36 protein-coding genes are annotated in these 18,726 nt (G+C 49.0%); 30 read left to right on the plus strand and 6 right to left on the minus strand.

Going from position 1 to position 18,726, the window contains the following annotated elements; translation table 11 throughout:
- From CX651_RS18215 to rplQ, 29 genes are all read left to right on the plus strand, one after another.
- Window positions 1-71 (plus strand): EF-Tu C-terminal domain-related protein (locus CX651_RS18215; RefSeq protein WP_198552046.1); only part of this gene is annotated, 71 nt, incomplete at its 5' end.
- A gap of 361 nt (window positions 72-432) precedes the next feature.
- Entirely contained in the window at window positions 433-744 is a 312-nt protein-coding gene (gene rpsJ, locus CX651_RS18220) for a 30S ribosomal protein S10 (RefSeq protein WP_011635639.1), read from the plus strand.
- Between the two features lie 27 nt (window positions 745-771).
- Complete coding sequence (gene rplC, locus CX651_RS18225; RefSeq protein WP_025889970.1) at window positions 772-1,410, plus strand: 50S ribosomal protein L3; 639 nt, start codon at window positions 772-774, stop codon at window positions 1,408-1,410.
- 17 nt (window positions 1,411-1,427) lie between these two features.
- On the plus strand, window positions 1,428-2,033 hold the full coding sequence (gene rplD / locus CX651_RS18230) for a 50S ribosomal protein L4 (protein ID WP_025011959.1): 606 nt from the start codon (window positions 1,428-1,430) through the stop codon (window positions 2,031-2,033).
- Complete coding sequence (gene rplW, locus CX651_RS18235) at window positions 2,030-2,332, plus strand: 50S ribosomal protein L23 (protein WP_039036038.1); 303 nt, start codon at window positions 2,030-2,032, stop codon at window positions 2,330-2,332. Before rplD ends, rplW begins: the two co-directional genes overlap by 4 nt.
- 11 nt (window positions 2,333-2,343) lie before the next feature.
- The gene (rplB, locus tag CX651_RS18240; protein WP_101057424.1) at window positions 2,344-3,168 is read left to right on the plus strand and encodes a 50S ribosomal protein L2; all 825 of its coding nucleotides are present in this window, start codon (window positions 2,344-2,346) and stop codon (window positions 3,166-3,168) included.
- A gap of 14 nt (window positions 3,169-3,182) precedes the next feature.
- Window positions 3,183-3,461, plus strand: a complete 279-nt coding sequence (gene rpsS / locus CX651_RS18245; RefSeq protein ID WP_025011962.1) for a 30S ribosomal protein S19 — start codon at window positions 3,183-3,185, stop codon at window positions 3,459-3,461.
- 15 nt (window positions 3,462-3,476) lie between these two features.
- The gene (gene rplV, locus CX651_RS18250; RefSeq protein ID WP_039036040.1) at window positions 3,477-3,809 is read left to right on the plus strand and encodes a 50S ribosomal protein L22; all 333 of its coding nucleotides are present in this window, start codon (window positions 3,477-3,479) and stop codon (window positions 3,807-3,809) included.
- A gap of 9 nt (window positions 3,810-3,818) precedes the next feature.
- Window positions 3,819-4,508, plus strand: a complete 690-nt coding sequence (gene rpsC, locus CX651_RS18255) for a 30S ribosomal protein S3 (protein ID WP_101057426.1) — start codon at window positions 3,819-3,821, stop codon at window positions 4,506-4,508.
- An 11-nt stretch (window positions 4,509-4,519) separates the two neighbouring features.
- Complete coding sequence (gene rplP, locus CX651_RS18260; protein ID WP_039036042.1) at window positions 4,520-4,930, plus strand: 50S ribosomal protein L16; 411 nt, start codon at window positions 4,520-4,522, stop codon at window positions 4,928-4,930.
- A complete protein-coding gene (rpmC, locus tag CX651_RS18265; protein ID WP_011758342.1) occupies window positions 4,930-5,121 on the plus strand; it encodes a 50S ribosomal protein L29 in 192 nt (63 codons plus the stop codon). Before rplP ends, rpmC begins: the two co-directional genes overlap by 1 nt.
- Window positions 5,121-5,369, plus strand: coding sequence for a 30S ribosomal protein S17 (rpsQ, locus tag CX651_RS18270; RefSeq protein WP_025011966.1), 249 nt, complete (start codon window positions 5,121-5,123; stop codon window positions 5,367-5,369). The genes rpmC and rpsQ overlap by 1 nt, the downstream gene beginning before the upstream one ends.
- A gap of 179 nt (window positions 5,370-5,548) precedes the next feature.
- A complete protein-coding gene (gene rplN / locus CX651_RS18275; protein WP_011494644.1) occupies window positions 5,549-5,917 on the plus strand; it encodes a 50S ribosomal protein L14 in 369 nt (122 codons plus the stop codon).
- An 11-nt stretch (window positions 5,918-5,928) separates the two neighbouring features.
- Window positions 5,929-6,243, plus strand: a complete 315-nt coding sequence (gene rplX, locus CX651_RS18280) for a 50S ribosomal protein L24 (protein ID WP_025011967.1) — start codon at window positions 5,929-5,931, stop codon at window positions 6,241-6,243.
- 12 nt (window positions 6,244-6,255) lie between these two features.
- Window positions 6,256-6,795, plus strand: coding sequence for a 50S ribosomal protein L5 (rplE, locus tag CX651_RS18285; protein WP_025011968.1), 540 nt, complete (start codon window positions 6,256-6,258; stop codon window positions 6,793-6,795).
- A gap of 11 nt (window positions 6,796-6,806) precedes the next feature.
- On the plus strand, window positions 6,807-7,112 hold the full coding sequence (rpsN, locus tag CX651_RS18290) for a 30S ribosomal protein S14 (protein WP_025011969.1): 306 nt from the start codon (window positions 6,807-6,809) through the stop codon (window positions 7,110-7,112).
- A gap of 24 nt (window positions 7,113-7,136) precedes the next feature.
- The gene (rpsH, locus tag CX651_RS18295) at window positions 7,137-7,532 is read left to right on the plus strand and encodes a 30S ribosomal protein S8 (protein WP_025011970.1); all 396 of its coding nucleotides are present in this window, start codon (window positions 7,137-7,139) and stop codon (window positions 7,530-7,532) included.
- A gap of 10 nt (window positions 7,533-7,542) precedes the next feature.
- Window positions 7,543-8,076 (plus strand): 50S ribosomal protein L6, encoded by a 534-nt coding sequence (rplF, locus tag CX651_RS18300; protein ID WP_101057428.1) that lies wholly within the window; start codon window positions 7,543-7,545, stop codon window positions 8,074-8,076.
- Window positions 8,077-8,086: 10 nt separating this feature from the next.
- On the plus strand, window positions 8,087-8,437 hold the full coding sequence (rplR, locus tag CX651_RS18305) for a 50S ribosomal protein L18 (RefSeq protein ID WP_025889969.1): 351 nt from the start codon (window positions 8,087-8,089) through the stop codon (window positions 8,435-8,437).
- An 11-nt stretch (window positions 8,438-8,448) separates the two neighbouring features.
- Complete coding sequence (gene rpsE, locus CX651_RS18310; RefSeq protein WP_025011973.1) at window positions 8,449-8,952, plus strand: 30S ribosomal protein S5; 504 nt, start codon at window positions 8,449-8,451, stop codon at window positions 8,950-8,952.
- A 6-nt stretch (window positions 8,953-8,958) separates the two neighbouring features.
- Window positions 8,959-9,141 carry a 50S ribosomal protein L30 gene (rpmD, locus tag CX651_RS18315; RefSeq protein WP_101057429.1) on the plus strand — a complete coding sequence of 61 codons (183 nt, stop codon included), beginning with the start codon at window positions 8,959-8,961 and terminating at the stop codon, window positions 9,139-9,141.
- A gap of 3 nt (window positions 9,142-9,144) precedes the next feature.
- A complete protein-coding gene (rplO, locus tag CX651_RS18320; RefSeq protein WP_039036045.1) occupies window positions 9,145-9,579 on the plus strand; it encodes a 50S ribosomal protein L15 in 435 nt (144 codons plus the stop codon).
- 7 nt (window positions 9,580-9,586) lie between these two features.
- On the plus strand, window positions 9,587-10,927 hold the full coding sequence (gene secY / locus CX651_RS18325) for a preprotein translocase subunit SecY (RefSeq protein ID WP_101057431.1): 1,341 nt from the start codon (window positions 9,587-9,589) through the stop codon (window positions 10,925-10,927).
- A 22-nt stretch (window positions 10,928-10,949) separates the two neighbouring features.
- Window positions 10,950-11,063: a 50S ribosomal protein L36 gene (gene rpmJ / locus CX651_RS18330; RefSeq protein ID WP_006083579.1), complete on the plus strand. Its 114-nt coding sequence runs from the start codon at window positions 10,950-10,952 to the stop codon at window positions 11,061-11,063.
- A gap of 113 nt (window positions 11,064-11,176) precedes the next feature.
- Window positions 11,177-11,533 (plus strand): 30S ribosomal protein S13, encoded by a 357-nt coding sequence (gene rpsM, locus CX651_RS18335; RefSeq protein ID WP_025011977.1) that lies wholly within the window; start codon window positions 11,177-11,179, stop codon window positions 11,531-11,533.
- Window positions 11,534-11,547: 14 nt separating this feature from the next.
- The gene (gene rpsK / locus CX651_RS18340) at window positions 11,548-11,940 is read left to right on the plus strand and encodes a 30S ribosomal protein S11 (RefSeq protein ID WP_025011978.1); all 393 of its coding nucleotides are present in this window, start codon (window positions 11,548-11,550) and stop codon (window positions 11,938-11,940) included.
- A 34-nt stretch (window positions 11,941-11,974) separates the two neighbouring features.
- Window positions 11,975-12,595: a 30S ribosomal protein S4 gene (rpsD, locus tag CX651_RS18345; protein ID WP_025011979.1), complete on the plus strand. Its 621-nt coding sequence runs from the start codon at window positions 11,975-11,977 to the stop codon at window positions 12,593-12,595.
- Between the two features lie 24 nt (window positions 12,596-12,619).
- On the plus strand, window positions 12,620-13,609 hold the full coding sequence (locus tag CX651_RS18350) for a DNA-directed RNA polymerase subunit alpha (protein ID WP_039036048.1): 990 nt from the start codon (window positions 12,620-12,622) through the stop codon (window positions 13,607-13,609).
- Between the two features lie 41 nt (window positions 13,610-13,650).
- On the plus strand, window positions 13,651-14,049 hold the full coding sequence (gene rplQ, locus CX651_RS18355) for a 50S ribosomal protein L17 (protein WP_028781249.1): 399 nt from the start codon (window positions 13,651-13,653) through the stop codon (window positions 14,047-14,049).
- Window positions 14,050-14,113: 64 nt separating this feature from the next.
- Here the strand turns inward: rplQ and CX651_RS18360 are convergent, their stop codons facing one another.
- From CX651_RS18360 to ccmA, 6 genes are all read right to left on the minus strand, one after another.
- Complete coding sequence (locus CX651_RS18360) at window positions 14,114-15,088, minus strand: ABC transporter substrate-binding protein (protein ID WP_101057433.1); 975 nt, start codon at window positions 15,086-15,088, stop codon at window positions 14,114-14,116.
- A 103-nt stretch (window positions 15,089-15,191) separates the two neighbouring features.
- On the minus strand, window positions 15,192-15,680 hold the full coding sequence (gene ccmE / locus CX651_RS18365) for a cytochrome c maturation protein CcmE (protein ID WP_101057436.1): 489 nt from the start codon (window positions 15,678-15,680) through the stop codon (window positions 15,192-15,194).
- The gene (gene ccmD / locus CX651_RS18370) at window positions 15,677-15,877 is read right to left on the minus strand and encodes a heme exporter protein CcmD (protein ID WP_025011982.1); all 201 of its coding nucleotides are present in this window, start codon (window positions 15,875-15,877) and stop codon (window positions 15,677-15,679) included. Before ccmD ends, ccmE begins: the two co-directional genes overlap by 4 nt.
- Complete coding sequence (locus CX651_RS18375) at window positions 15,877-16,623, minus strand: heme ABC transporter permease (RefSeq protein ID WP_025011983.1); 747 nt, start codon at window positions 16,621-16,623, stop codon at window positions 15,877-15,879. The genes ccmD and CX651_RS18375 overlap by 1 nt, the downstream gene beginning before the upstream one ends.
- 1 nt (window position 16,624) lies before the next feature.
- Window positions 16,625-17,311: a heme exporter protein CcmB gene (gene ccmB / locus CX651_RS18380; protein WP_025011984.1), complete on the minus strand. Its 687-nt coding sequence runs from the start codon at window positions 17,309-17,311 to the stop codon at window positions 16,625-16,627.
- A gap of 12 nt (window positions 17,312-17,323) precedes the next feature.
- Window positions 17,324-17,971: a cytochrome c biogenesis heme-transporting ATPase CcmA gene (gene ccmA, locus CX651_RS18385; protein ID WP_101057438.1), complete on the minus strand. Its 648-nt coding sequence runs from the start codon at window positions 17,969-17,971 to the stop codon at window positions 17,324-17,326.
- Between the two features lie 322 nt (window positions 17,972-18,293).
- On the opposite strand from ccmA, the gene CX651_RS18390 reads away from it, so the two are divergent.
- The gene (locus tag CX651_RS18390; RefSeq protein ID WP_039036052.1) at window positions 18,294-18,587 is read left to right on the plus strand and encodes a c-type cytochrome; all 294 of its coding nucleotides are present in this window, start codon (window positions 18,294-18,296) and stop codon (window positions 18,585-18,587) included.
- Window positions 18,588-18,726 lie beyond the last annotated feature (139 nt).

An 18,726-nucleotide genomic window follows, 5' to 3' on the forward strand; every position in this document is an offset into this window, starting at 1 on the left:
GTCTGCGCTTCGCAATCCGTGAAGGTGGCCGTACAGTTGGTGCTGGTGTTGTAGCTAAGATCATCGCTTAATTGCGGATCTCGGCTATCATAAAAAGGCGACCTTAGGGTCGCCTTTTTACTGGCCGTTTGTCAGTCGTTCAAAAATGGTTGGCAATGAGTGTTGAAGTCAGTATAATTTGCGCCACTTTTTGACAGCGTTAATGCTGTTGATAATTCCGACAGTAGGCTTGTAATCCGTAACTGGATGAGTATAATAGCCTCCTCGCTTAACTTGAGTAAGCGACAAAAGTTGATTTAGCCCTCGGGGCTAAACACAAATACAGCGACTCCGATTGGGAGTCGAACGGTTAAATCATCTCGCTCTGTCTTTCCAAGAAAGGAAATGGCTAGAGGGTGATTTTTTATGTGTCCATTTTAGGAGCTCTGGTCAATGCAGAACCAAAGAATCCGTATCCGCTTGAAAGGATTTGATCATCGTTTGATTGATCAGTCTACCGCGGAAATCGTTGAAACTGCTAAGCGTACTGGCGCCCAGGTACGTGGTCCTATCCCACTGCCTACGCGCAAAGAGCGTTATACCGTTTTGATCTCTCCGCACGTTAATAAAGATGCTCGTGACCAATACGAAATCCGTACTCACAAGCGTTTGGTTGACATCGTAGAGCCAACTGAGAAGACAGTCGACGCGCTGATGCGTCTGGATCTTGCGGCTGGTGTCGACGTACAGATTAGCTTGGGTTAATTGAGATCCTTAGAAGAGGTTTGAGAGATGGCTATCGGTCTTATTGGTCGTAAAGTGGGTATGACCCGCATCTTCACCGAAGATGGCGTGTCTATCCCTGTTACTGTAATTGAAGTAAATGCAAACCGCGTTACTCAGGTGAAAACTCTGGAAAACGACGGCTACCGTGCACTTCAAGTTACTACTGGTGCCAAAAAAGCCAACCGCATCACTAAGCCAGAAGCAGGTCACTTTGCCAAAGCGGGCGTTGACGCCGGCCGTGGTTTGTGGGAAATGCGTCTGGCAGACGGTGAAGGCGAAGGCATTGAAGTTGGTGCTGAGCTGAACGTAGATATCTTCGCTGACGTAGCGAAAGTAGATGTTACCGGTCAATCAAAAGGTAAAGGTTTCCAAGGCGGCGTTAAGCGCTGGAACTTCCGTACCCAGGATATGACTCACGGTAACTCATTGGCGCACCGTGCTAACGGTTCTATCGGTCAGAACCAGACGCCAGGTCGCGTATTCAAAGGCAAAAAAATGTCAGGCCACATGGGTGCTGAGCGTGTTACCACTCAAAATCTGGACGTAGTACGTGTAGATGCTGAGCGTAACCTGCTGCTGGTTAAAGGTGCTGTTCCAGGCGCTACCAATGGCGACCTGATCATCAAGCCTGCCGTTAAAGCCTAAGGTCTGAGGAGATAGTAATGGAATTGGTATTGAAAGACGCGCAAAGCGCTCTTGAAGTTTCCGAAACTACCTTCGGCCGTGACTTTAATGAAGCACTGGTTCATCAGGTAGTTGTAGCTTACGCTGCAAACGCGCGTCAGGGCACTCGTGCTCAGAAAACTCGCGCTGAAGTGACTGGCTCTGGCAAGAAGCCATGGCGCCAAAAAGGTACTGGCCGCGCTCGTGCGGGTGGTGTCAAGGGTCCAATCTGGCGTGGCGGTGGCGTAACTTTCGCTGCTAAAACCCAAGATCACAGCCAGAAAGTCAACAAGAAAATGTACCGCGGCGCTCTGAAGAGCATCCTGTCCGAGCTGGTACGTCAAGAACGTCTGATCGTTGTTGAAAAGTTTGCTGTTGAAGCTCCTAAAACTAAAGAGCTGAAGGCCAAGCTGAAAGACATGGGTCTGGAAGACGTATTGATTGTGACTTCCGAAGTTGACGAGAATCTGTTCTTGGCAGCTCGCAACCTGTACAAGGTTGATGTTCGTGATGTTGCTGGTATTGACCCAGTAAGCCTGATCGCGTTCGACAAAGTGCTGGTAACTGCTGATGCTGTTAAGCAAATCGAGGAGATGCTGGCATGATCCGCGAAGAACGTTTACTGAAAGTTATTCTGGCGCCTCACATCTCTGAAAAGAGCACTGTGGTTGCTGAGAAGAACAACACTGTAGTTTTCCGTGTAGCTATCGACGCCACTAAAGCTGAGATCAAAGCTGCAGTTGAAAAACTGTTTGAAGTTGAAGTTGATTCAGTTCGCACTCTGGTGAACAAAGGCAAAACCAAGCGTCACGGTGCCCGTGTTGGTCGTCGCAGCGATTGGAAAAAAGCCTATGTTACTCTGGCTGAGGGTGCTGACATCGATTTCGTCGGCGCTGAAGCGTAAGGAGATTACTCATGGCAGTTATTAAGTGTAAGCCAACCTCTCCAGGTCGTCGCCACGTCGTTAAAGTGGTTAACTCTGACCTGCACAAGGGTAAACCTTTTGCTGGCCTGTTGGCGAAAAAATCTAAGAGTGGTGGCCGTAACAACACTGGTCGTATCACTGTTCGTCACGTTGGTGGTGGTCATAAGCAACACTACCGTCTGATTGACTTCAAACGTGATAAAGATGGTATCCCAGCGAAGATTGAGCGTCTGGAATACGATCCAAACCGTACCGCGCACATTGCGCTGGTACTGTACGCAGACGGTGAGCGTCGCTACATCCTGGCTGCCAAAGGCATGCAGGCTGGTGACAAAATCGTTTCTGGCGTAGAAGCTGAAATCAAGACAGGTAACGCCCTGCCACTGCGTAACATCCCAGTTGGTAGCGTAGTTCACGCTGTTGAAATGAAACCTGGCAAAGGTGCTCAGATTGCACGTTCTGCCGGTGCTTATGTACAAGTTGTAGCTCGTGATGGCGCTTATGCCACTCTGCGTCTTCGCTCTGGCGAAATGCGCAAAGTGCCAGTTGATTGCCGCGCGACTCTGGGTGAAGTTGGTAACGCCGAGCACATGCTGCGTCAGCTGGGTAAAGCTGGTGCCAAGCGCTGGAGAGGCGTACGCCCAACAGTTCGTGGTGTTGCAATGAACCCAGTAGACCACCCACATGGTGGTGGTGAAGGCCGTACTTCTGGTGGTCGTCACCCAGTGACTCCATGGGGTGTGCCAACTAAGGGTTACAAGACCCGTAGTAACAAGCGCACTGACAAGTACATCGTACGTCGTCGTAATAAATAGTAAGAGGATTCGCCATGCCACGTTCTCTCAAGAAAGGTCCATTCATTGACCTGCACTTGCTGAAGAAGGTAGAGAAAGCGGTGGAAGCAGGTGACAAGAAGCCTATTAAGACTTGGTCACGTCGCTCAATGATCATTCCAAACATGATTGGTTTGACCATCGCTGTCCATAATGGTCGTCAGCACGTTCCTGTGTTCGTAACTGACGAAATGATCGGCCACAAACTTGGTGAATTCTCACCAACTCGCACTTATCGCGGCCATGCTGCTGATAAGAAAGCGAAGAAGCGCTAATACGGGAGGAATGAGATGGAAGTTTTAGCTAAACATCGTTTTGCCCGTACGTCGCCTCAAAAGGCTCGTCTGGTAGCTGATCAGATCCGCGGTTTGCCTGTTTCCAAGGCCCTCGAGATCCTGACCTTCAGCCCCAAGAAAGCCGCCGTACTGGTCAAAAAAGTACTGGATTCAGCCATTGCTAATGCTGAGCATAACGAAGGTGCTGACATTGATGAACTGAAAGTTGGAAAAGTCTTCGTTGATGAAGGTCCAACTATGAAGCGCATCATGCCACGTGCTAAAGGCCGCGCCGACCGTATCATGAAGCGTACCAGCCACATTACTGTGGTTGTATCAGATCGCTAGGAGAGAGCAATGGGACAGAAAGTACATCCTAATGGTATCCGTCTGGGTATCACTAAGCCTTGGATCTCTACCTGGTACGCTGATAAAGCAGACTACGCTGCTAATCTGCACGGCGACTGGGAAGTGCGTAAGTTTCTCGAAGAGAAGCTGAAAGCCGCATCAGTATCTAAGATCGTTATCGAACGCCCAGCGAAAAGCATCCGCGTTACCATTCACACTGCCCGTCCAGGTGTTGTGATCGGTAAGAAAGGTGAAGACGTTGAGGTTCTGCGTGCTGAAGTTGCCAAAATTACTGGCACTCCTGCGCAAATTAACATCGCTGAGATCCGTAAGCCTGAACTGGACGCCAAGCTGGTAGCTGATTCTATCGCTCAACAGCTGGAACGTCGTGTTATGTTCCGTCGCGCTATGAAGCGTGCGGTACAGAACGCTATGCGTCTGGGCGCTAAAGGTATCAAAGTTGAAGTTAGTGGCCGTTTAGGCGGCGCTGAGATTGCGCGCACTGAGTGGTATCGCGAAGGCCGTGTGCCTCTGCATACACTGCGTGCTGACATCGACTATTCAACCTCTGAAAGTCACACTCAATACGGTGTGATCGGCATTAAAGTTTGGGTCTTCAAAGGTGAAGTCCTGGACGGTATCGTGCCTCAGATCGAAGAGCCGAAGCAGCAACCTAAGCGCAAGCCTCGTGGTAAATAGGAGAGCCGGCAATGCTGCAACCTAAACGTATGAAGTTTCGCAAAATGTTCAAAGGCCGCAACCGCGGTCTGGCGAACGGTACTGAAGTTAGCTTCGGTACATTTGGTCTGAAAGCAGTTGGCCGCGGCCGTTTGACTGCCCGTCAGATCGAATCTGCACGTCGTGCCATGACACGTCACATTAAGCGTCAAGGTCAAATCTGGATTCGGGTTTTTCCTGACAAGCCAATTACCTCTAAGCCTCTTGAAGTGCGTATGGGTAAAGGTAAAGGTAACGTTGAATACTGGGTATGTCAGATTCAACCAGGCAAGGTACTCTATGAAATGAATGGCGTTTCAGAAGAGCTGGCTCGCGAAGCATTCGCACTGGCCGCTGCTAAACTGCCTATCAAGACTACCTTCGTAACTAAGACGGTGATGTAATGAAAGCGAGCGAACTGAGAGAAAAGAGCGTTGAGGAATTGAACGCTGAACTGCTTGGTCTGCTGCGTGAGCAGTTTAACCTGCGTATGCAACACGCCACTGGTCAGCTGGCACAAACTCACCAGCTGAAACAAGTGCGCCGTAACATTGCGCGCGTTAAGACCATTATTACTTCTAAGGCAGGTGCATAATGTCTGAGAAAATCCGTACTTTGCAGGGTAAAGTCATCAGCGACAAGATGGACAAGTCCATCACTGTAGCTGTTGAGCGTCAAGTTAAGCACCCAATCTACGGTAAGTACATCAAACGTACTACTAAGATCCATGCACATGACGAACAAAACCAGTGTAAAGAAGGTGATTTCGTGTCTATTCGCGAATGTCGCCCTCTGTCTAAGACCAAGTCTTGGACTCTGGTTGAAGTAGTAAGCAAGGCCTAATTTTTATTAGGTAAACTGGTAAACGGCTCCTTTTCGGGGCCGTTTGTTTTTTAATACTATCCATCCTCTATTTATGGTGTTATACTTGCGCGCCATTTTTGACCGATTTGAACGGCAAGAATGGTGTTTATTTAGCCCCATGGTGGGGATTGTGTAGTAACGATAGCGGAGCACTTAAAATGATCCAAATGCAATCGACTCTCGATGTCGCATGTAACAGCGGCGCGCGCAGAGTTCAGTGTATTAAGGTCTTGGGTGGCTCTCATCGTCGTTATGCCGGTATCGGCGACATCATCAAGGTTTCTGTTAAAGAAGCCATTCCTCGCGCTAAAGCGAAGAAAGGTGATGTGTATAACGCGGTGGTAGTCCGTACTAAGAAAGGCGTACGTCGTCCAGACGGTTCTGTCATTCGCTTCGATCGGAATGCAGCGGTATTGCTTAACGCAAACCTTGCCCCGATTGGTACTCGTATCTTTGGACCTGTGACACGTGAACTGCGTACTGAGCAATTCATGAAGATTGTGTCGCTGGCACCAGAAGTACTGTAAGGAGCTTCAAAATGGCAGCAAAAATCCGTCGTGAAGACGAAGTAATTGTACTGGCCGGTAAGGATAAGGGTAAGCGCGGTAAGGTTACTCGTGTACTTACTACCGGTAAGTTAATTGTTGAAGGCATCAATCTCGTTAAGAAGCACCAGAAGCCTAACCCACAACTGGGTGTGACTGGTGGTATCGTTGAGAAAGAAGCACCGATTCAAGCATCTAATGTTGCGATCTTTAACCCTGTCACTGGCAAGGCGGATCGTGTTGGTTTCCGATTCGAAGACGGTAAGAAAGTCCGTTTCTTCAAATCGAACAGTGAACTCGTTAAGTAACTGGAGTAAACGATGGCGAAACTGCATGATAGATACAAAGAGACTGTTGTTGCTGAACTAACTAAAAAGTTCGGTTATACCAGTGTCATGCAAGTCCCTCGGATTGAGAAAATCACCCTGAATATGGGTGTTGGCGAAGCCGTAGCTGACAAGAAAATCATGGAAAATGCTGTCCGTGATATGACTGCTATTGCCGGCCAAAAACCAGTTGTGACTGTAGCTCGTAAGTCAGTTGCTGGTTTTAAAATCCGTGAAGGCTACCCTATTGGCTGTAAAGTAACCCTGCGCGGTGAGCGCATGTGGGAATTCTTTGAGCGTTTGGTTGACATCGCAATCCCTCGTATCCGTGACTTCCGTGGTCTGAGCGCTAAGTCGTTCGACGGCCGTGGTAACTACGCGATGGGCGTGCGCGAGCAGATCATCTTCCCAGAAATCGACTACGATAAAGTCGATAAGATTCGTGGTATGGATATTGTTATCACTACCTCTGCGAATACTGACGAAGAAGGTCGCGCTTTGCTTGATGCTTTCAACTTCCCATTCAAGAAATAAGGGGTAGCGAAATGGCAAAATTGTCAATGAAGGCACGTGAAGCAAAACGTGCAAAGCTCGTGGCCAAGTATGCTGAAAAGCGTGCAGCTCTTAAGGCTATCATCAGCAGCCCAGAGTCTTCTGACGAAGCTCGTTGGGATGCGGTTCTTAAGCTGCAAGCTCTACCACGTGATTCAAGCGCATCGCGTCAACGCAATCGCTGTAATCAAACTGGCCGCCCTCATGGTTTCCTGCGCAAATTCGGTCTGAGCCGTATCAAGCTGCGTGAAGCAACCATGCGTGGTGAAGTTCCTGGTCTGCGTAAGGCCAGCTGGTAAGCACTTGTCACGGAGTAAGCTAATATGAGCATGCAAGATCCTATTGCGGATATGTTGACCCGTATTCGTAACGGCCAAGCTGCTAACAAAGTATCTGTGAAGATGCCTTCTGCCAAACTGAAAGTTGCTATCGCAAAGCTGCTGAAAGATGAAGGTTATATCACTGACTACGCCGTAGCAGAAGAAGGCGCTAAGCCTGAACTGGAAATCACTCTGAAGTATTTCCAGGGCCAACCTGTTGTTGAGACTATCCAGCGCGTAAGCCGTCCTGGTCTTCGTATTTACAAAGGTAAAGACGAGCTGCCAAAGGTTATGGGCGGACTGGGTGTCGCAATTGTGTCCACTTCTAAAGGCCTGATGACTGATCGTGCCGCCCGCCTTGCAGGCATGGGTGGTGAGGTTATCTGCTACGTAGCGTAAGGAGCTAGGAATGTCTCGTGTAGCAAAAGCACCAGTATCTATTCCAGCCGGCGTAGAGGTGACTTTAAACGACCAAACTATTACCGTTAAAGGCGGTAAAGGTAGTCTGACTCGAGTAATCAACAGCGCAGTTAACGTTGTTGTTGAAGGTGCAGAAATCAAGTTCTCTCCTGTTGAAGGCGTTGTTAACGCTTGGGCACAGGCAGGTACTGCTCGCGCACTGATCAACAACATGGTTGTTGGTGTTTCTCAGGGTTTCGAAAAGAAGCTGAAGCTGGTTGGTGTGGGTTACCGTGCCAAAGTTAGCGGCAGCGCTCTGGACCTGACCTTGGGTTTCTCTCACCCTCTGGTTCATCAATTGCCAGAAGGCGTTACAGCTGAATGTCCAAGCCAAACAGACATCGTACTGAAAAGTATCGATAAAGAGCTGGTTGGTCAGGTTGCGGCTGAAATTCGTGGCTATCGTCCACCAGAGCCTTATAAGGGCAAGGGTGTTCGCTATGAAGACGAACAAGTACGCCGTAAAGAGGCTAAGAAGAAGTAGGTAACGCGATATGGATAAGAAAACATCTCGCTTGCGCCGCGCCACTCGCGCTCGCAAGAAGATCCAAGAGCTGGGCGTCAACCGTCTGGTTGTACATCGTACACCGCGTCACATTTACGCTCAGGTAATCAACCCTGAAGCTCAGGTGCTGGCTGTTGCCTCTACTGCTGAGAAAGCAGTAAAGGAACAACTGAAGTACACCGGTAACGTAGATGCGGCCAAGGCAGTAGGTAAAGCTATTGCTGAGCGCGCGATCGAAAAAGGCGTAACTGTTGTTGCTTTCGATCGTTCTGGGTTCAAGTATCACGGTCGTGTTGCTGCTCTTGCAGAAGCCGCTCGTGAAGCTGGCCTCCAGTTCTAAGGGGTAAAACAATGGCTAAATTAGAAGCTCAGCAAAAAGACGATCTGCAAGAAAAGCTGATTGCAGTTAATCGTGTTTCTAAAGTAGTTAAAGGTGGTCGTATCTTTAGCTTCACCGCTCTGACTGTAGTGGGTGATGGTAACGGTAAGATCGGCTACGGCTATGGTAAAGCGCGTGAAGTTCCAGCTGCTATTCAAAAAGCAATGGAAAAAGCCCGTCGTAACATGGTTACAGTAAACCTGAACGAAGGCACTCTGCACCATCCGGTGAAGGGTCGCCACTCTGGTTCACGTGTTTACATGCAACCTGCTTCAGAGGGTACCGGTATTATCGCCGGTGGCGCAATGCGTGCCGTATTGGAAGTAGCAGGCGTTCATAACGTACTGTCGAAAGCATACGGTTCTACTAACCCGATCAACATCGTTCGTGCAACTGTTGACGCACTGGTACATATGAAGTCACCAGCGCAGATTGCAGCCAAGCGTGGCCTGAATGTTGACGAAATTCGGGGGTAATGCACCATGGCTACTAAAACTATCAAAGTAACCCAGACCAAAAGTGCTATCGGCCGCCTGCCTAAGCACAAGGCCACTCTGACAGGTCTTGGTCTGCGTCGTATTGGTCACACCGTTGAGTTGGAAGATACTCCTGCTATTCGCGGTATGATCAATAAGGTCTACTACATGGTAAAGGTGGAGGACTAATCAATGCGTCTGAATACTTTATCTCCAGCTGCAGGCGCTAAGTCTGCACCTAAGCGTGTAGGCCGTGGTATTGGTTCTGGCTTGGGTAAGACCGCTGGTCGCGGTCACAAGGGTCAAAAATCTCGTAGCGGTGGCGGTGTACGCCCTGGCTTCGAGGGTGGTCAAATGCCACTTAAGATCCGTCTGCCTAAGTTCGGCTTTACCTCGCGTATCGCTATGGTAACTGCTGAAGTTCGCTTGAGCGAACTGGCAAAAGTTAATGGTGACGTTATCGACCTGAACGCACTGAAAGATGCGAACGTAATAACTCGCAACATCCAGTTTGCGAAAATCGTTCTTTCAGGTACCATTGAGCGCCCAGTGACCGTAAAAGGTCTGAAGGTAACCAAAGGTGCACGCGCAGCTATTGAAGCTGCCGGCGGTAAGATCGAGGAATAATACGTCGATGGCAAAACCAGGACTTGATTTAAAAAGCGCGAAAGGTGGACTTTCCGAATTGAAAGTTCGCCTCCTGTTCGTGATTGGCGCAATTATCGTGTTTCGTGCCGGTTCATTTGTGCCAATTCCTGGTATTGACGCTGCTGTATTGGCAGAGCTGTTTGCTCAGCAAAAGGGAACCATCCTGGGCATGTTTAACATGTTCTCGGGTGGCGCCCTTGAGCGCGCCTCTATTTTTGCATTGGGGATCATGCCGTACATTTCGGCCTCGATCATCATGCAGTTGCTGACTGTTGTGCATCCTGCCCTCGCTGAACTGAAGAAGGAAGGTGAGTCAGGACGTAAGAAAATCAGCCAGTATACAAGATGGGGCACGTTGGTGCTGGGTACATTCCAGTCGATCGGTATTGCAACAGGGTTACCTAATCTGGTGAACGGCCTGGTGGTCGATCCCGGTTTCGGATTCTATTTTGTTGCAGTCGTCAGTTTAGTCACAGGAACCATGTTCCTGATGTGGCTTGGCGAGCAAATTACCGAGCGCGGTATAGGTAACGGTATCTCGATCCTGATTTTCGCAGGTATCGTAGCCGGTCTGCCTTCTGCTATCGGTCAAACGGCCGAGCAAGCGCGTCAAGGCGACTTGAACGTATTGGTATTGTTGTTGATTGCGGTGATTGTGTTTGCCGTAACCTATTTCGTGGTATTTGTGGAGCGTGGTCAGCGTCGTATCGTCGTTAACTATGCTAAGCGTCAGCAGGGCCGAAAGGTATTTGCTGCGCAGTCAACCCATTTGCCGCTGAAGGTTAATATGGCCGGCGTAATTCCGCCAATCTTTGCGTCCAGCATAATTCTGTTCCCAGGCACACTGGCTCAGTGGTTTGGTCAGAATCCGTCTATGGAATGGCTGACTGAGGTTTCCCTCGCAGTTTCTCCTGGACAGCCGCTGTACTCTCTGTTGTATGCAGCAGCAATTATTTTCTTCTGTTTCTTCTATACTGCGTTGGTGTTTAACCCTCGTGAGACAGCAGATAACCTGAAGAAGAGTGGTGCGTTCATTCCCGGGATCCGTCCCGGCGAACAGACTTCGCGTTACATTGATAAAGTGATGACCCGTTTGACTCTGGCAGGCGCGTTGTATATTACCTTTATCTGTTTAATTCCGGAGTTCATGTTAATCGCATGGAAAGTACAGTTCTATTTTGGCGGTACTTCACTACTGATTATGGTAGTTGTGATCATGGACTTCATGGCTCAGGTTCAGACCCATATGATGTCTCATCAATATGAGTCTGTGATGAAGAAAGCTAATCTGGTGAACAAAGCGAATCTCGATCGCTTTGGTCGATAAGATAGCTTTACGGAGTGATGAAATGAAAGTTCGAGCTTCCGTGAAGAAGATCTGCCGTAACTGCAAGATCGTCAAGCGTAGTGGCGTTGTACGCGTTATCTGTGTTGAACCAAAACACAAACAGCGTCAAGGCTAAAAATCTTGGCCAGCTCTTAACTGGGCTGGCCAAAAATATTGTTTGCAAACTAGTCATCTGTCGAGTATCCTTTCGGGCTTTTCACAGATGGCCTTTAACTTAAGGAGTGCATAGTGGCCCGTATCGCTGGCATTAACATTCCTGATCAAAAGCACACAGTCATTGCACTGACTGCTATCTACGGTATCGGTCGTACTCGCGCTAAAGCTATCTGCGCGGCTACAGCCATTGCCGAAGACGCTAAGATCAAGGAATTGAGCGAAGCTCAAATCGATACTCTACGCGAAGAAGTTGCCAAATACTCAGTAGAAGGTGACTTACGCCGTGAGGTTTCAATGAACATCAAGCGTCTTATGGACCTTGGTTGTTATCGTGGCCTCCGCCATCGCCGTAGCCTGCCTCTCCGTGGGCAACGTACTAAGACCAATGCGCGTACTCGCAAAGGTCCACGTAAACCAATCAAGAAGTAACGGGAAGGTAGACAATGGCTAAAGTTCCGTCACGTTCTCCGCGTAAGCGCGTACGTAAACAGGTTGCTGATGGCATGGCTCATATCCATGCGTCTTTCAACAATACAATTGTTACTATCACAGATCGTCAAGGTAACGCTCTGTCATGGGCGACTGCAGGTGGTTCAGGTTTCCGTGGTTCACGTAAATCTACTCCATTTGCTGCGCAGGTGGCAGCTGAGCGCGCAGGTACTGCCGCTCAGGATTATGGTGTTAAAAACCTTGAAGTTTTCGTGAAGGGTCCAGGTCCAGGTCGTGAGTCAGCCATTCGTGCGCTGAACGCTGTTGGTTACAAAATTACCAACATCACTGATGTGACGCCGATCCCTCATAACGGTTGTCGTCCTCCTAAAAAACGCCGCGTGTAATTGGCAGTTTCGTTAGGATAGTTGGAGAAAGATCATGGCAAGATACTTGGGTCCCAAGCTCAAGCTCAGCCGCCGGGAAGGTACTGACCTTTTCCTGAAAAGCGGTGTGAGAGCAATCGATTCGAAGTGTAAGCTGGAAGCTGCACCTGGACAGCATGGCGCTCGTAAGCCACGTTTGTCTGATTACGGCTTGCAGTTACGCGAGAAACAAAAAGTTCGTCGTATTTACGGTGTGCTGGAAAAGCAGTTCCGTAACTACTACAAAGAGGCTGCACGTCTGAAAGGCAACACAGGTGAAAACCTGCTGCAACTTTTGGAAACCCGTTTGGATAACGTAGTTTATCGTATGGGCTTTGGTGCGACTCGTGCAGAAGCACGTCAGCTGGTTAGCCATAAGTCAATTATGGTCAACGGTCGTGTTGTTAACATTCCGTCATTCAAAGTGTCTGCGAATGATGTTGTAAGCATTCGCGAGAAGTCACAGAAGCAAGCCCGTATCAAGGCTGCTCTGGAAGTGGCTGCTCAACGCGAGAAGCCTACATGGGTTGAAGTCGACAGCGCAAAAATGGAAGGTGCTTTCAAGCGTCTGCCAGAACGTAGCGATTTGTCTGCGGAAATTAACGAACAGCTGATCGTCGAGCTTTACTCTAAGTAAGGCTAACAAACAAGAGAGGACACAATGCAGGGTTCTGTTACAGAATTTCTTAAACCGCGTCTCGTTGATATCGAGCAGGTTAACCCAACTCGTGCCAAGGTGACTCTGGAGCCACTCGAGCGTGGTTTTGGTCATACTTTGGGTAACGCGTTGCGTCGCATCCTATTGTCGTCTATGCCCGGCTGCGCGGTTACCGAAGTCGAGATCGACGGCGTACTGCATGAATACAGCAGTAAGGAAGGCGTACAAGAAGATATCCTTGAAATATTGCTGAACCTGAAAGGGCTGGCAGTTATGATCGAGGGTAAAGACGAGGCTATGCTCACTCTGAGCAAGTCCGGCGCAGGCCCTGTTACCGCAGCCGACATCACCCACGACGGCGATGTCACAATCGTGAACCCGGATCATGTTATCTGTCACCTGACCGGTAACAATGACATCAGTATGCGTATCCGCGTTGAGCGTGGTCGTGGTTATGTACCGGCTTCTGCCCGTGCACAAACCGAAGACGATGATCGCCCAATCGGTCGTCTGCTGGTCGATGCTTCATTCTCGCCTGTTGCTCGCATTGCTTATAATGTTGAGGCGGCTCGTGTGGAACAGCGTACTGACTTGGACAAGCTGATCATCGATATGACTACTAATGGTACTATCGATCCTGAAGAAGCTATCCGTCGTTCTGCGACCATCTTGGCTGAACAGCTGGATGCCTTCGTTGAACTGCGTGATGTGACTGAGCCAGAGCAGAAAGAAGAGAAACCGGAGTTCGATCCGATTCTGTTGCGTCCTGTCGACGATTTAGAGCTAACTGTACGTTCGGCTAACTGTTTGAAAGCCGAAGCGATTCATTACATCGGAGATCTGGTACAACGCACTGAAGTTGAGCTGCTCAAAACTCCTAACCTGGGTAAGAAATCGCTTACCGAGATCAAGGATGTGTTGGCATCTCGCGGACTGTCGCTAGGTATGCGTCTGGAAAACTGGCCACCGGCTAGTTTGGCAGACGACCTGTAAGTCCCAGGTTTTGTACAGATTTAGGTTATAAGGATTAGGTCATGCGCCATCGTAAGAGTGGTCGTCAACTTAACCGCAACAGCAGTCACCGCCAAGCCATGTTCCGTAACATGGCAAGTTCACTGGTTCGTCATGAAATCATCAAGACAACTGTAGTGAAGGCCAAAGAACTGCGTCGCGTAGTTGAGCCTCTGATAACACTTGCTAAAAGTGACAGCGTAGCAAACCGTCGTCTGGCGTTTGCTCGTACTCGCGACCAAGAAGTCGTAGGTAAACTGTTTAACGAACTGGGTCCACGCTATCAGGAACGTCCTGGTGGTTACACCCGTATCCTGAAGTGCGGTCTGCGTGCCGGTGATAAAGCCCCTATGGCTTACATCGAGCTGGTTGGTCGCCCAGAAGCTGCTGAAGCTGTAGAAGTTGAAGCTGCTGCTGAGTAATCTCAGGTAAGTTCTGAAAAAGCCCCGCTAACAGCGGGGCTTTTTATTTTCTATATTGTCGTAATTAATCCATCAGTTCGGCCTGCTCCCTGACCCTCTCAGGCAAACTCAGTTGCCATCGCTTTAAACCACTCTCACTGAATAGATAAGCACCGCTGGTATCCATCTTGGGGAATATCTCTGCCGGCTTTTTGCCCGTCAGGATCTGTTTGGCTATGGTTCCTGCTATGCGGCCATGTTTGTAACCATCAAGAATATACCCTCCGATATTGCCCTTTGAACCTACACTGAAATCCCAGAACCCAAAATGAGGCACGGTGGCGTTGTCGTGAGTCCAGCGAGCGACCCGCATCTCATCTACTATCTGTTGCTTATCGTCTTGCAGTGTTTGATACAGGGCCACAAACACAGCATCATAGCCTCGCTCTCGGGCGCTTGACACAGAAGCCTGCCAACTGCTGAACTTTTGATGTTGTTCAATATCGATTTGGTTGTTGCCTATCATCAGATTCTGGTTGAGTTTTTTAATCGAGTTTATGGCGGCTTCAGACGTATAACTAAAGTCAAATAACAGTAAGAATTTATGTGGTGGTGGAGTGGGTAACATCGCCTGTGCCATCAACAGCGAGCGTTTAAACAGAGGACGCTCCAACACACCGGTAATGTTACCTGTATGCTTGATTCTATAATCACGAGGATTACCGTTGATCCCTAAATAAACTACAGGGGTTTGGGTTTGGCTGAAGCGCTCATGTAGCAGCATCAAGGCATTGTCATCGGCGAGAAATACCAAATCGGGTTTAAGTTCCAGGTATCTTTGCCAGGCTTTATCGGCCTGGATTTTAAATTGCTCTTTGGGGAGTCGCTTGGTATCAAGAGCGAAGGTATGAAATGGGTGTTCATTGCCAAGGATGGATATTATCCCGGCTTTATAGCTTTGGTCCCAGGGATATTCGGCGTGGTAGGACTCAATCAGCAAGAGATTGGCGGCACCGGTTGGCAGTGACAGCAGTAAACCCAGAAATACCAATGCGCGCATGCTAAGTCCTTGTATCCAGCCTATAGAATTTTAGCGTGGCAGAAATTTCAGACTCTGCAAGTAATAAAAAAGCCTCCGAAGAGGCTTTTTTATCTATGGGCATTTACTTGGCGCCGCCGACCTGTTGCGTGTTGTACTCAAGCTTTTCATGGGTCTGGCCCATGGCTTCGGCAACTTCAGGTGGCATATAGTTTTCATCATGTTTGGCCAGCACTTCAGAAGCTTCCAATTTGCCAGATTCAACCAGTACACCCTGGGCAACAATACCTTGTCCTTCACGGAACAGATCCGGCAACAGGTCATCATAAGTCACTATGATTTCACCGCCGGCGGCATCATGCACGGCAAACTCAACATGCAGGCTATCAGGATCACGTACCATGGAGCCTACAGTAACCATGCCCCCCACGCGGATCCGTTGTCCTACTTCCGGCTTGATGCCAGTGTCCTTTTTACCATTGACTATTTCGGTGGGAGTATAGAAGAGGTTAAGGTTGGAGTTGAGGGCATATAACAGCAAGGAAGCCACGGCAGCAACACCTGCAATCAAGGCTACAGCCAATACCAGTCTCTTTTTGCGTCTTGGGTTCACGATCTGTTACTCCGGTTTTGAGCGAGGCGTTCCTCACGTTGCACTTTGGATGCTATTTCCTGCAGCACTCGACGCTTCTTCATCGAACTGACCAGGATAAGCAGGCTAAGGGACACGAAAGTGACACCGTAGGCCAACCATACATAGAAGGCATAGCCGCCCATGTTGAAAAACTCTGCTAAAGATTGAAACTGCATTATTTGACTCCTTCGGCCTTGGCCAGTTCCCTAACCCAAGGGCGCATTCCGTTACGGGCCAGAATTTCGGCACGGAAACGCACCAGAGTGATGGCACCTATCATCAAACCAAACCCAAATATGTTAATCAATAAAGGGTAGAGCATGTCGGTGGACATGGTCGACTTTTCAGTGATTCGGATAGTGGATGGCTGGTGCAGTGAGTTCCACCATTCAACCGAATACTTAATGATAGGGATATTAATCACCCCAACTATGGCCAGAATACCGGCGGCTCTGGCTGCCAGCACCTTGTCTTCGAATGAGGCATAAAGAGAGATAACTCCTAGATACAGGAATAACAGCACCAGCTCAGAGGTCAGGCGTGCATCCCAAACCCACCAAGTACCCCACATGGGTTTACCCCAAGTGGCACCAGTGAACAGAGCGATAAAGGTCACTACAGCACCAATTGGTGCGATAGAGGCGGCTGCCCAATCGGCCAGTTTGATCTGCCACACCAGGCCTATGAAGGCCGCGGTTGCCATACCCATGTAAGCGGCCATCGACATGGATGCTGCAGGTACGTGGATAAAGATAATACGATAGCTGTCACCCTGTTGGTAATCAGTGGGAGCAAATGCCAAGCCCCACACGGTTCCGGTTGCGATAAGTGCCAGGGCAAGAAGTGCAAACCAAGGCAGTAGTTTTCCTGACAGTTGATACGCCCTTTGAGGGTCGGCGTAGGGATGTAACCATTTCCACATTTCAGTTAGTACTCACTCGCAATGAGGCACCAATAGCAAAAGGTGCCAAGACTAAAGAACCGACCAGCATGGCGCCTAAAATCGCCAGCTGACCATCATAGGGTTGTTTGGATGCTGCAAAGTCGATCGCGCCGGTCGCAAAGATCAACACTGGTATATATAGTGGCAGGATCAACAAACTCAACAGCACACCGCCTTTGCGCAATCCCACTGTCAAGGCTACACCTATGGCGCCAAGCAGACTCAACACAGGTGTCCCCAGCATCAAGGTGGCTATCAGGGCGCCGTAACTGTTGTCGTCCAGATGCAGCAGCACAGCCAACAGCGGTGCAATTATAATTAAAGGTACGCCAGTCAGTAACCAGTGAGCAAACACTTTGGCCAGTACCAACAGCGCCAGTGGCTGTGGGCTAAGCAACATCTGCTCCAGACTTCCGTCACTGAAGTCTGCCTTGAACAGCCGCTCCAGTGACAACATGGCTGCCAGCAAGGCCGCAACCCAGATAATCCCGGGAGCAATCCGGGTCAACACCTGTGGCTCAGGACCTATACCCAGCGGAAACAGGGTAACCACTATGATAAAAAACAGCAGTGGGTTAAAAATATCACCACGATGACGCACGGCAATCTGTAGATCCCGTTTCAGCAGGGTGAAAAATGCCTTGGTAAAACTAATGCCTCTGTTCATCTCTGCTAAGCCTTATACGAAGCGATAATCCAAGCGGATTTTCCGTAACCTTTCATCTGTAATGATGCCCATATCCTGGTGGGTCGTCAGAATGACGCAGCCACCGGCTTCGGCATGGCGAATATAGAGTTGTTCCAATTCAGCGACCCCTTTCTTATCGATCGCGGTAAAGGGTTCATCCAGAATCCAGATTTTACAGGCGGTATGCCAGAGCCTGGCGAGTGCGGTTCGTCTGTGTTGGCCTGCAGACAGGTGACCTGCAAGCGCTTCTTCAAAACCGGTCAGGTTGACTTTGGCAAGGATTTCCCGAGCATCAAAGTCATCATACCCACTGATTCTTAAATTGAAGTTAAGGTTTTCCTCGGCGGTTAATTCGCTTTTCACGCCCGCGAGATGGCCCAGATAAAGCAGGTTTTCATTGAACTCATCGCGGCAACGAGTAATAGCTTCTCCCTGGAACAGGACTTCCCCCCCGTATGGACGTGACAGGCCGGCGAGGATCCTTAGCAGGCTGGTTTTACCGGCACCGTTAGGACCTTCAATCTGGACTATATCGCCAGGATGGATATCGAAGCTGAGTTCATCGAATAGTATTCGCTCTTCTCGAATACAAGTGAGGCTGCTTGCCGACAGCAGTGATGTAGGTTTTGGTTCTGCCACTGAGCCCTCTATAACAAGCGATAAGGAAACACAAGAGATACTAACACATGCTCTAGCTGGGGTTTACCACTGGTTTGCACTAAGTTTCAGCAATTTGATGTGCTTCCAATAAAAGTGAATTTTTTGGAACTTTTTTATCTGTTACTAATATATTAATGAATTCGCGACCTTTGTCCTTTTTTACGGAACAAGCTGCGATTTTAATCACAAAAAGGTGAGATTTATTGAAGTTTGTTGTACTCTTAGCGAGCTAAAATGAGTCTGCCTGCTTAACCAAGGGCAGCGTTGAGCTTTGTAAGTATTTGCATTAGGAACATTGAACATGAAAAAACTGTTAGCAATGACCGCAGTAGCTGCATTGACTATGTCTGCGAACGTGTCAGCCCAAGAAGGTGAGGCCGTTTACAATAAAGCCTGCCAAGTCTGCCATAGCATGGGTGTTGCCGGTGCACCTAAAGCACACGATGCTGCTGCTTGGGAGCCTCGCCTGGCCAAAGGTATCGACACCCTGCTTAACAGCGTTAAGTCTGGTTTGAACGCTATGCCTCCTGGTGGCATGTGTACAGATTGTACTGATGAAGATTACAAGAACGCTATTGGATTCATGTCCAAGTAATCAGGTATCATCATAAAAAAACCGGCATCAGCCTAATGCCGTTCACTTAGTGTGAACGGCATTTTTCTTAGGCTTAATGGGATACTTGTTTTTACTCATTTTTAACGCACGTGGATAGGCTCTATCCCGTTTCCCATCA

The sequence above is a fragment of the Shewanella chilikensis genome, from assembly GCF_002836945.1.
Classification (GTDB): Bacteria; Pseudomonadota; Gammaproteobacteria; order Enterobacterales; family Shewanellaceae; genus Shewanella; species Shewanella chilikensis.

Bases quoted from the DNA above. Each gene is read 5' to 3' on its own strand.
- rpsC (WP_101057426.1), top strand. From the start codon at position 3,819: ATGGGACAGAAAGTACATCCTAATGGTATCCGTCTGGGTATCACTAAG.
- CX651_RS18375 (WP_025011983.1), bottom strand. From the start codon at position 16,623: ATGTGGAAATGGTTACATCCCTACGCCGACCCTCAAAGGGCGTATCAA.
- CX651_RS18360 (WP_101057433.1), bottom strand. From the start codon at position 15,088: ATGCGCGCATTGGTATTTCTGGGTTTACTGCTGTCACTGCCAACCGGT.
- rpsE (WP_025011973.1), top strand. From the start codon at position 8,449: ATGGCTAAATTAGAAGCTCAGCAAAAAGACGATCTGCAAGAAAAGCTG.
- rplP (WP_039036042.1), top strand. From the start codon at position 4,520: ATGCTGCAACCTAAACGTATGAAGTTTCGCAAAATGTTCAAAGGCCGC.
- rpsN (WP_025011969.1), top strand. From the start codon at position 6,807: ATGGCAAAATTGTCAATGAAGGCACGTGAAGCAAAACGTGCAAAGCTC.
- rpmC (WP_011758342.1), top strand. From the start codon at position 4,930: ATGAAAGCGAGCGAACTGAGAGAAAAGAGCGTTGAGGAATTGAACGCT.
- ccmD (WP_025011982.1), bottom strand. From the start codon at position 15,877: ATGCAGTTTCAATCTTTAGCAGAGTTTTTCAACATGGGCGGCTATGCC.
- rpmJ (WP_006083579.1), top strand. From the start codon at position 10,950: ATGAAAGTTCGAGCTTCCGTGAAGAAGATCTGCCGTAACTGCAAGATC.
- rpsD (WP_025011979.1), top strand. From the start codon at position 11,975: ATGGCAAGATACTTGGGTCCCAAGCTCAAGCTCAGCCGCCGGGAAGGT.
- rplF (WP_101057428.1), top strand. From the start codon at position 7,543: ATGTCTCGTGTAGCAAAAGCACCAGTATCTATTCCAGCCGGCGTAGAG.
- rplQ (WP_028781249.1), top strand. From the start codon at position 13,651: ATGCGCCATCGTAAGAGTGGTCGTCAACTTAACCGCAACAGCAGTCAC.
- rpsS (WP_025011962.1), top strand. From the start codon at position 3,183: ATGCCACGTTCTCTCAAGAAAGGTCCATTCATTGACCTGCACTTGCTG.
- rplB (WP_101057424.1), top strand. From the start codon at position 2,344: ATGGCAGTTATTAAGTGTAAGCCAACCTCTCCAGGTCGTCGCCACGTC.
- rpmD (WP_101057429.1), top strand. From the start codon at position 8,959: ATGGCTACTAAAACTATCAAAGTAACCCAGACCAAAAGTGCTATCGGC.
- rplE (WP_025011968.1), top strand. From the start codon at position 6,256: ATGGCGAAACTGCATGATAGATACAAAGAGACTGTTGTTGCTGAACTA.
- rplR (WP_025889969.1), top strand. From the start codon at position 8,087: ATGGATAAGAAAACATCTCGCTTGCGCCGCGCCACTCGCGCTCGCAAG.
- rplD (WP_025011959.1), top strand. From the start codon at position 1,428: ATGGAATTGGTATTGAAAGACGCGCAAAGCGCTCTTGAAGTTTCCGAA.
- rpsQ (WP_025011966.1), top strand. From the start codon at position 5,121: ATGTCTGAGAAAATCCGTACTTTGCAGGGTAAAGTCATCAGCGACAAG.
- CX651_RS18390 (WP_039036052.1), top strand. From the start codon at position 18,294: ATGAAAAAACTGTTAGCAATGACCGCAGTAGCTGCATTGACTATGTCT.
- rplC (WP_025889970.1), top strand. From the start codon at position 772: ATGGCTATCGGTCTTATTGGTCGTAAAGTGGGTATGACCCGCATCTTC.
- rplX (WP_025011967.1), top strand. From the start codon at position 5,929: ATGGCAGCAAAAATCCGTCGTGAAGACGAAGTAATTGTACTGGCCGGT.
- rpsH (WP_025011970.1), top strand. From the start codon at position 7,137: ATGAGCATGCAAGATCCTATTGCGGATATGTTGACCCGTATTCGTAAC.
- rpsK (WP_025011978.1), top strand. From the start codon at position 11,548: ATGGCTAAAGTTCCGTCACGTTCTCCGCGTAAGCGCGTACGTAAACAG.
- rplW (WP_039036038.1), top strand. From the start codon at position 2,030: ATGATCCGCGAAGAACGTTTACTGAAAGTTATTCTGGCGCCTCACATC.
- secY (WP_101057431.1), top strand. From the start codon at position 9,587: ATGGCAAAACCAGGACTTGATTTAAAAAGCGCGAAAGGTGGACTTTCC.
- rplN (WP_011494644.1), top strand. From the start codon at position 5,549: ATGATCCAAATGCAATCGACTCTCGATGTCGCATGTAACAGCGGCGCG.
- rplO (WP_039036045.1), top strand. From the start codon at position 9,145: ATGCGTCTGAATACTTTATCTCCAGCTGCAGGCGCTAAGTCTGCACCT.
- rplV (WP_039036040.1), top strand. From the start codon at position 3,477: ATGGAAGTTTTAGCTAAACATCGTTTTGCCCGTACGTCGCCTCAAAAG.
- ccmB (WP_025011984.1), bottom strand. From the start codon at position 17,311: ATGAACAGAGGCATTAGTTTTACCAAGGCATTTTTCACCCTGCTGAAA.
- rpsJ (WP_011635639.1), top strand. From the start codon at position 433: ATGCAGAACCAAAGAATCCGTATCCGCTTGAAAGGATTTGATCATCGT.
- CX651_RS18350 (WP_039036048.1), top strand. From the start codon at position 12,620: ATGCAGGGTTCTGTTACAGAATTTCTTAAACCGCGTCTCGTTGATATC.